The sequence below is a fragment of the Neobacillus sp. BF23-41 genome (assembly GCF_041106275.1).
The window spans coordinates 205,346-212,926 of the sequence record NZ_JBGBPR010000010.1; the positions used below are offsets into that span (position 1 = coordinate 205,346).

The 7,581-nt window shown below is 35.4% G+C and carries 6 protein-coding genes and 2 tRNA genes; 2 read left to right on the plus strand and 6 right to left on the minus strand.

Going from position 1 to position 7,581, the window contains the following annotated elements; translation table 11 throughout:
• Positions 1-5: 5 nt before the first annotated feature.
• Genes AB7942_RS16870 through AB7942_RS16885 form a run of 4 tightly spaced genes read right to left on the minus strand, consistent with a single transcriptional unit; the run spans position 6 to position 4,750 of the window.
• Positions 6-854 carry a carbohydrate ABC transporter permease gene (locus tag AB7942_RS16870; protein WP_483310882.1) on the minus strand — a complete coding sequence of 283 codons (849 nt, stop codon included), beginning with the start codon at positions 852-854 and terminating at the stop codon, positions 6-8.
• Complete coding sequence (locus AB7942_RS16875; RefSeq protein WP_369447755.1) at positions 847-1,728, minus strand: carbohydrate ABC transporter permease; 882 nt, start codon at positions 1,726-1,728, stop codon at positions 847-849. Before AB7942_RS16875 ends, AB7942_RS16870 begins: the two co-directional genes overlap by 8 nt.
• Before the next feature lie 25 nt (positions 1,729-1,753).
• A complete protein-coding gene (locus tag AB7942_RS16880; RefSeq protein ID WP_369447756.1) occupies positions 1,754-3,052 on the minus strand; it encodes an ABC transporter substrate-binding protein in 1,299 nt (432 codons plus the stop codon).
• A gap of 12 nt (positions 3,053-3,064) precedes the next feature.
• Positions 3,065-4,750 (minus strand): sugar phosphorylase, encoded by a 1,686-nt coding sequence (locus AB7942_RS16885; protein WP_369447757.1) that lies wholly within the window; start codon positions 4,748-4,750, stop codon positions 3,065-3,067.
• Positions 4,751-5,254: 504 nt separating this feature from the next.
• Between AB7942_RS16885 and AB7942_RS16890 the strand changes: the two genes are divergently transcribed.
• A complete protein-coding gene (locus tag AB7942_RS16890; protein WP_369447758.1) occupies positions 5,255-6,283 on the plus strand; it encodes a LacI family DNA-binding transcriptional regulator in 1,029 nt (342 codons plus the stop codon).
• A gap of 247 nt (positions 6,284-6,530) precedes the next feature.
• Positions 6,531-7,253 carry a spore cortex-lytic enzyme gene (sleB, locus tag AB7942_RS16895; protein WP_369447759.1) on the plus strand — a complete coding sequence of 241 codons (723 nt, stop codon included), beginning with the start codon at positions 6,531-6,533 and terminating at the stop codon, positions 7,251-7,253.
• A 77-nt stretch (positions 7,254-7,330) separates the two neighbouring features.
• On the opposite strand, the gene AB7942_RS16900 is transcribed toward sleB, so the two are convergent.
• Both AB7942_RS16900 and AB7942_RS16905 read right to left on the minus strand, forming a co-directional pair.
• A tRNA-Ile gene (locus tag AB7942_RS16900) sits at positions 7,331-7,404 on the minus strand.
• Between the two features lie 10 nt (positions 7,405-7,414).
• Positions 7,415-7,488: transfer RNA gene (locus tag AB7942_RS16905), tRNA-Gly, on the minus strand.
• Between the last annotated feature and the right edge of the window lie 93 nt (positions 7,489-7,581).

Consider the following 7,581-nt stretch of genomic DNA (forward strand, 5'->3'; position numbering starts at 1 on the left):
GTCTATTAACCTTTGACCCCGCCAGCTGTTGCATCTCCCTTAATAAAGTGCTCAGAAATGGCATACATAATGACAACTGGTAATGCTGTTACGAGCGATGCTGCCATCATTCGTCCCCAAACATAATCTGGTGTACTGAACAGTGCATTTAATCCAATTGGTAAAGTGAAATTGGCTGAATCGGATAAGAAAATGGATGCAAACAAATAGTCATTCCATCCAATCATAAAGGCATATACAAATACCGAAATGATACCGGAAAGCGATAATGGGATAATGATATGAAAAATAATCTGGACACGGTTTAATCCATCAATCATCGCGGCTTCTTCAAAGTCAACTGGAATCGTATCAAAGTAACTTTTTAACATGAAGATTGCAGTTGGTAATGTCTGCACAATCATCGTAATGATTAGAGAAGTTTTTGTATCATATAAACCTAATCCTGAAATGATTTTAAATAATGGCACGACTAGCAAAATACCTGAAAACATATAAACTGTGTAAAAACTGGCATTAATTGTAACTCTTCCTTTAAAGTTTAGTTTTGAAAGAGCATATGCTCCAAAGATACCAATGGCAACCGAAAGTATCGATGCAATTAGAGACACGACTAAACTATTATTAAAATAGGAAAGGTATGGGAAGATATCCGGATTGAAGATATCGAGATAATGCTGTAATGTCCATTCTTTTGGAAGGAAAGTCGGATTTGTGGAAACTGCCTCCTTCGAACTTTTAAAGGATGTCATCAACATAATGAAAAATGGAAACAGACACAAAGTTAAAATTGCTACAAGTGCCGTATAAAAACCTGCCGTCTTTGCAACTTTGTTCTTTTTACTGCTAGCCATTGCCATTTAAATTCACCCGCTTTCTTGCAATCATAATGACAATAAAGAGAATAATGAACAATATTACGGAAATTGATGCTGCTTTGCCTAAATCGTTAAACGCAAAAGCTGTTTTATACAAATAAATTCCGAGAATATCTACTTTGTTTGTTAAAAGGTATACATCTGTGAACATATAGAACATCCAAATTGAACGTAGTGTTATTACAGTTAACAAGACTGGCATGATTGCAGGTAACGTTACAATTTTGAATTTCCCCCAAGCACTTGCTCCATCAATTTCAGCTGCTTCATACAACGTAGAATCAATGGTTTGAAGGATAGCCAAAAACGAAATGAAAGCGTACGGGAAGTATCTCCAAATCGCAAAAAGCGATACTAAGAAAAAGCTGCTAATCGGGTTGTCAAACCAGAGAGGTGCCTGATCAAACAAGTGTAAAACGTTATCTCCCAAATAATTAACAACACCATAGCCGTTATTAAACATATATTTCCACGCAAAAACTAATGAAATCGATGGTGTTACATAAGACAAAATGATTAAAGATCGAGCAGTTTTACGAAATTTAAAGGGACGATTAAAGAAAATTGCAATCCCTAATCCAACTGCCGTGCTGCCTCCCACTGTAAGCAGCATGTACAAAAGAGTAATCCCTAATGATTTAAAAAACTCAGCATCTGTAAGGATATCTATATAGTTTTTTAATCCTACAAAAGTGGCGCTTAATCTCGGATTAATTGGTTGATCAAAGAAACTGATTTGAATATTTGCCACCATTGGATATGCAACTAGCAATAAAAGCAAGAAGATACTTGGAAAAAGTAAAGCTAATGCCAATTTAATATCCGTTTTTTTTCTTATATTCGTTTTCATGTTACCCTCCCTTTGGAGAACTAATTTATTCTTTCTTTAAAACATCTTCGAGTGTTTTTTCAGCTTTTTTCATTTCACCATTGATATCTTTTTTGCCAACCGTGATATTGTTAACTAATTTAGGAATAGCTCCTGAACTAGTTACATCACCCATTTTCAGGAAATTTTTACTATCTACTAAACCAAATACTTGAATGTCATTAAAAGATGCAGCAATTTCAGTTGATAGATCACCAAATGCTTTTACAACTTCATTTGCCTGATAGTTTTCATTTTCAGTTACGAGTTTGCTTACTGGTTGAGCGCCCCCTGGAGACATTAAAACCCATTTTGTCATGTTTTCAGGTTTTGACATGAACGCAACAAATTTACTAGCAGCTTCTTTTTGGTCTTTTTCTAAAAAAGAAGAAATAGTTAAAGCAGAAACAGTTCCGAAAACAGCCTTTTTCTTTTCATTTGGAATAGAAAATCCAATATTTTGGGCATTTCCTTCTTCAAATACAGGAGGAAGAATATAAGTTGAATAAATCGCCATTGGCGCCGTACCGTTCATGAAGGCATCTTTTACTTCCGTGGTATCATTAGAACCAGGCATCGTGTACTGAGACAATTTTTTATAATAAGTTAATGACTCTTTCATTTCTGGTGTATTCATATTTAACTTACCTTTGTTGTCTAACACATTCGCATTATTTGAAAGTGCAAATTGTGAAAAGGCTTGTTCAGAGAATCCGCCTTCTACTGTCGGCATGGCAATACCATATTTTTTATTTTCTTTATCCGTAAATGCTTTAGCAATTGTGATTACATCATCCCAATTTTTTGGTTCCTCAAATCCTTTAGCTGCAAGCATTTCTTTGTTGTACCAGATGCCTTGAACCCAGCCGCTGATTGGAACACCTGTATAGCTTTTTCCATTTTCCGTACTCATTAACTTCAAGGCACCATCATAGTAATTCTCTTTACCGACTTGAGTAATAATCTCTTTAACGGCATCTTTATCAATCAGTACCTCTTTATCCATTACTTTTGCATAATCCTGTCCTACTTCGAGTACAGTTGGAAGTTTACCTGCACTTGCTAATGTAATAATTTTAGTATTATAAGAATCTTCTTCTACAGGAATTTGTTTTATTTTTATATCTGGATTTTCCTTTTCGAATGTTGCAACCAATTCATTAATTACAGCCAAACGCTCTTGTTCAACAGAGGAGTGCATAAATTCGATTGTAGTTTTTCCATCCGCATTCTGATTACTGCCACATGCAGTTAATGCAAAAGCTACTAACAAAAGAATTGCTAGACTTAAGCCCTTTTTAAACAAAACTAATTCCCCCTAGTCAATTGGTCTTAACCACATGAATTCATATGGGTTTAACATTAAATCTTCATGACATTCAACTTTTTCGCCATTAACAATATTTATATATCTTCCGGTTATTTCACACTTAACCATTTCATTTGTTAGATTGTTTACTACTAAAAGGCTATCATGATGTTGATTTACCCTTTTAAAAGCAAACACATTCTCTCCAAAATCGATGACTTCCATTGCTGCATTTGGATGGAATAGGGTTTCGTTTTTACGAGATTGAAGAATTTTTGTTAACTCAGAAAAAACTTTGTATCGTAAAGAATCTGTATTGTCTAATTCCTTCTCAATCTCTGTTAAGTTGTATTTTTGTCGATTAATCGATCGGTTCATTCCTGTTTTTGAAACACCGTCATAGTCATTTCTGGATCCGAGCACGCTTTGAATATAAACAGCTGGTACACCAGGAAGAGTTAATAGAATAGAATGAGCGACTAAAAATCTTTTTACTCTGATCTCGTCATCATCCGATTGCTTATTTAATGCATCCATGTAAGTGACGTTAATTTCGTATGGACTTTCACTTCCATCAGGGTTTTTCTTGTAGTTGACCAAGGCCCCTTCTTTCTTTAAGTCCTCTACCATCGCTAAAATTTCTTCTTCTGGAATAATGCCGCGAATCGGATTCAATCCAATTCCATCATGGGAAGCTAGGAAGTTAAAAAATGTTGTTTCCTTCTCCGTTTGCGGCAGCTCGCTCGCCCATTTAGTGAGTGCGACTCCATTTCCATTGTGCAGGGCATTCAGAACTAAAGGCGGCAGTGGAAACTGGTAAACCATATGTGCCTCATCCGTTCCATTTCCGAAGTAGGCAACATTATCCTTATGTGGTACGTTTGTTTCCGTAATAATAACCGTTCCTTTGGCCGCTTCTTCTACAACATCACGGAACAGTTTAACAATCTCATGTGTCTTTTCATGATGGATACAAGTAGTTCCAACCTCTTTCCACATAAATCCGATTGCATCTAAACGAATATATTCTGCCCCTTGCTCTAAATAAAATAGTAAAACGTCGATCATTTTTAATAGAACTTGTGGATTACTAAAATTCAAATCGATTTGATCTTCACTGAAAGTTGTCCAAATATGCTTTTCCTCACCATTTGCCAATTTAAATTTTGTTAATAAAGGAAGGGCCCTAGGTCTGGTAACTGAGCTTAGGTCAACGGTTGGATCCATTTCAACGAAAAAATTCTCATATTCAGGGTTACCATTTAAGTATTCTTGGAACCAGTCACTCTTTGCCGATATATGATTGCAAACATCATCAAACATTATTCTCGCTGATTTTGATAAATTCTCAACCTGTTCCCAATTACCGATGATCGGGTTTACTTTTTTATAATCTATAACAGAAAAGCCATCGTCAGATGAATAAGGATAAAAAGGTAACAGATGAACAATTTCAAATTTGTCTGCTAGATATTGGTCAAACATTTTCTTAAAAGTATCTAAAGTTGGGTTATTATTTTCATAGAATTGATCGCCATACGTAATTAATACTAGATCTTTTTCATCCCAATTTTGTTTTCTTGGCTTAAGAGATTTTGTTTTAGTATTTGCAATGCGAACCTCAATACTTTCTAAAATTGGATTTATATCCTGATTATCATAGATAAATGAAAGTCTTTCTTTGATTTTCTTCATGGTTTCCTCCTTTGTGGTACCGCTCCCATCAAGGATAAAAAAATATTATTTCATTGAATAATATTTTCATGGTACCGCTCCCATAAAAGGTAAAAAAATATATTTTTATTTAATTGATATTCCTATGGTACCGCATTATTTTAAAGAAATATACATTTTTTTAAAATAAAATTTCATGGTACCGCTCCCACGACGTTAATATAATATAGAAAACGTTTTCTGTCAACACTAATACTAATACTTCTGTTTTTTCCATATCTGTGGGTGTCTCTTGTACGATACTATTAATATAGTAATCACCAAAAACTTTCTATTGCTACATTTTTCATTCATCAATATAATGAATCCTATATTGCTCTCACAAATGCAAACGTATTCATTATAAAATATGATAGCTGCTTGATTATTTCTAGCACGCAGCCATTAAAATAACTATTCTAGAAAAGTTTATTACGTATCTATTTTAATTTAGACATTCATAATATTTACAGAGGGGGTGAGATATTGGTTCACACAATTTATGATATAGCTCGTGTTGCAAATGTTTCGAAGTCTACAGTATCTCGTGTCCTTAATAACCAAAGTAATATTTCTGAGGAAGCACGGGAACGTGTATTAAAAGCAATTGAAGAATTAAATTACCAGCCTAGCAAATTGGCCCGTGCTCTTTCTTCTGGTTTTGATGCCATTATGGTGGTTTCACGTTCTGCCAAAACAACCTCTAACAATCCATTTTTCTCTGAGATTATACACAGAATTTCTTCAAATGCGGAGGAAGAAAATTTTGACGTAATTATACAGACATCGAGAAACAGTAAAGATGAACTTGAAAAATGCATCACTAAAATAAAGGAAAAAATGATAAAAGGAATAATTATGTTAAGTTCTCCAGCAAATGAAGACTTTTTCAAACAATTAGATGTTTTTAACATTCCAATTGTAGTGATCGGAAAAGTAGACGGGGAATATACCAATATTTATTCTGTGGATACGAATAACTATCAAGATAGTTATAATTTAACTAAATTTTTAATTGAGCAAGGACATAGGGAAATTGCTTGTCTACACTCACCACTTGATTACCATGTTTCAATCGATCGATTAGAAGGATATAAAGACTGTATAAAGGAATATGGACTACCATTAAGAGAAGAATGGATCATTAATAGTGGCTACACAGTAAATACTGCATACGAATCAGCTACGAGCCTGCTTCTTTCTCCTAACCGACCTTCTGCTGTTTTTGCGACAGACGATTTAAAGGTATTGAGTCTTTATAAATCGTCGTCAGATCATGGTATTTCTATTCCAAACGACATATCCATAGTTGGTTACAGTAATTCTAACATTTCAGCATTTCTGTCACCATCGTTAACAGGGATAGAAATCCCAGTAAAAAAATTAGGTGATGCTGGTACTAAACTTCTTTTTGATAAAATTAAAGAAAACAAAGCCATAAATAGTCCAATAATAGTGCCAACCGAAATGATCATTCAGAACTCCGTAGCAAATGTTATCGAGTCTAATAAATAGTGAAATAGGATACCGTTATCAGACGGTATCCTTTTTTTACAGGTCACAATTAGTTACTTTCCTATTTTGTAAACCAACAATTTCATTTCTAAATACTACCAGTAACACATACAGGTAAAGGTACACATCGAAAACCCTGTCCATTATAAACATAAAAAAATTATAGGGTCTATTGAAGTGAGTAAATATTAAAGAGTAGATATTGGAAGAATATATGGTAAAGGAATAAAAAGTTAGGAGGTTAGGTATGCAGAGAAGATCTTTCTTCAAATCACCCTTGATTGTAATGCTTCTATTTGTTGTGTTTATAATCACTAGCGAACAAAGTAAAGACGTACAAGCATTCACAAGCCAAGTTTTGCAAAGAGGTTCCACTGGCGATGACGTGATTGAGTTGCAGTCACGGCTCAAATATAACGGTTTTTATACTAGTCAGGTAGACGGTGTATTTGGCTGGAATACATACTGGGCCGTACGCAATTTTCAAGATCAATTCGGTCTGCCTGTTGATGGTGTTGTCGGGGCAAAAACAAAAGCAGCTATTGTTAAAGCGACTAAGTATGAGCCAGGATCATCAGGTAATAATAACAATTCCGCTAATGTACCTAACGGTTATTCTCAAAATGATATTCAATTGATGTCAAACGCTGTATACGGGGAATCACGCGGCGAGGAATACATGGGGCAAGTCGCTGTTGCAGCTGTTATTTTGAACCGAGTCAGCCACACATCGTTCCCAAATACGGTTGCAGGTGTCATCTATCAACCGGGGGCCTTTACTGCGGTTGCGGATGGACAGATTAATTTAACTCCAAATGCAACTGCGAAAAAAGCGGTCCTAGATGCCATTAACGGCTGGGATCCTAGCGGTGAAGCCATTTACTATTTTAATCCTGATACCGCGACAAGTAGTTGGATCTGGAGTCGACCACAGATCAAAAGAATTGGTAAACATATATTTTGTAAATAGCTGTTTTATCTATAACAAAAAAAAGACTTCAAAGCTATTTAAAGCTTTCAAGTCTTTTTTGATGGATATATTTATGATGGGCCTAAATGGACTCGAACCATCGACCTCACGCTTATCAGGCGTGCGCTCTAACCAGCTGAGCTATAGGCCCAATATTGAAATGGAGCGGGTGAAGAGAATCGAACTCTCATCATCAGCTTGGAAGGCTGAGGTTTTACCACTAAACTACACCCGCGTTGAAAAAAATAAGCAAAATGGCTGGGCTAGCTGGATTTGAACCAACGCATGTCGCAGTCAAAGTGCGATGCCTTACCGCTTGGCTATAGCC

Coding starts and splice junctions, on each gene's coding strand:
- AB7942_RS16870 (WP_483310882.1), bottom strand. CDS start 854: ATGGCTAGCAGTAAAAAGAACAAAGTTGCAAAGACGGCAGGTTTTTAT.
- AB7942_RS16875 (WP_369447755.1), bottom strand. CDS start 1,728: ATGAAAACGAATATAAGAAAAAAAACGGATATTAAATTGGCATTAGCT.
- AB7942_RS16885 (WP_369447757.1), bottom strand. CDS start 4,750: ATGAAGAAAATCAAAGAAAGACTTTCATTTATCTATGATAATCAGGAT.
- sleB (WP_369447759.1), top strand. CDS start 6,531: ATGCAGAGAAGATCTTTCTTCAAATCACCCTTGATTGTAATGCTTCTA.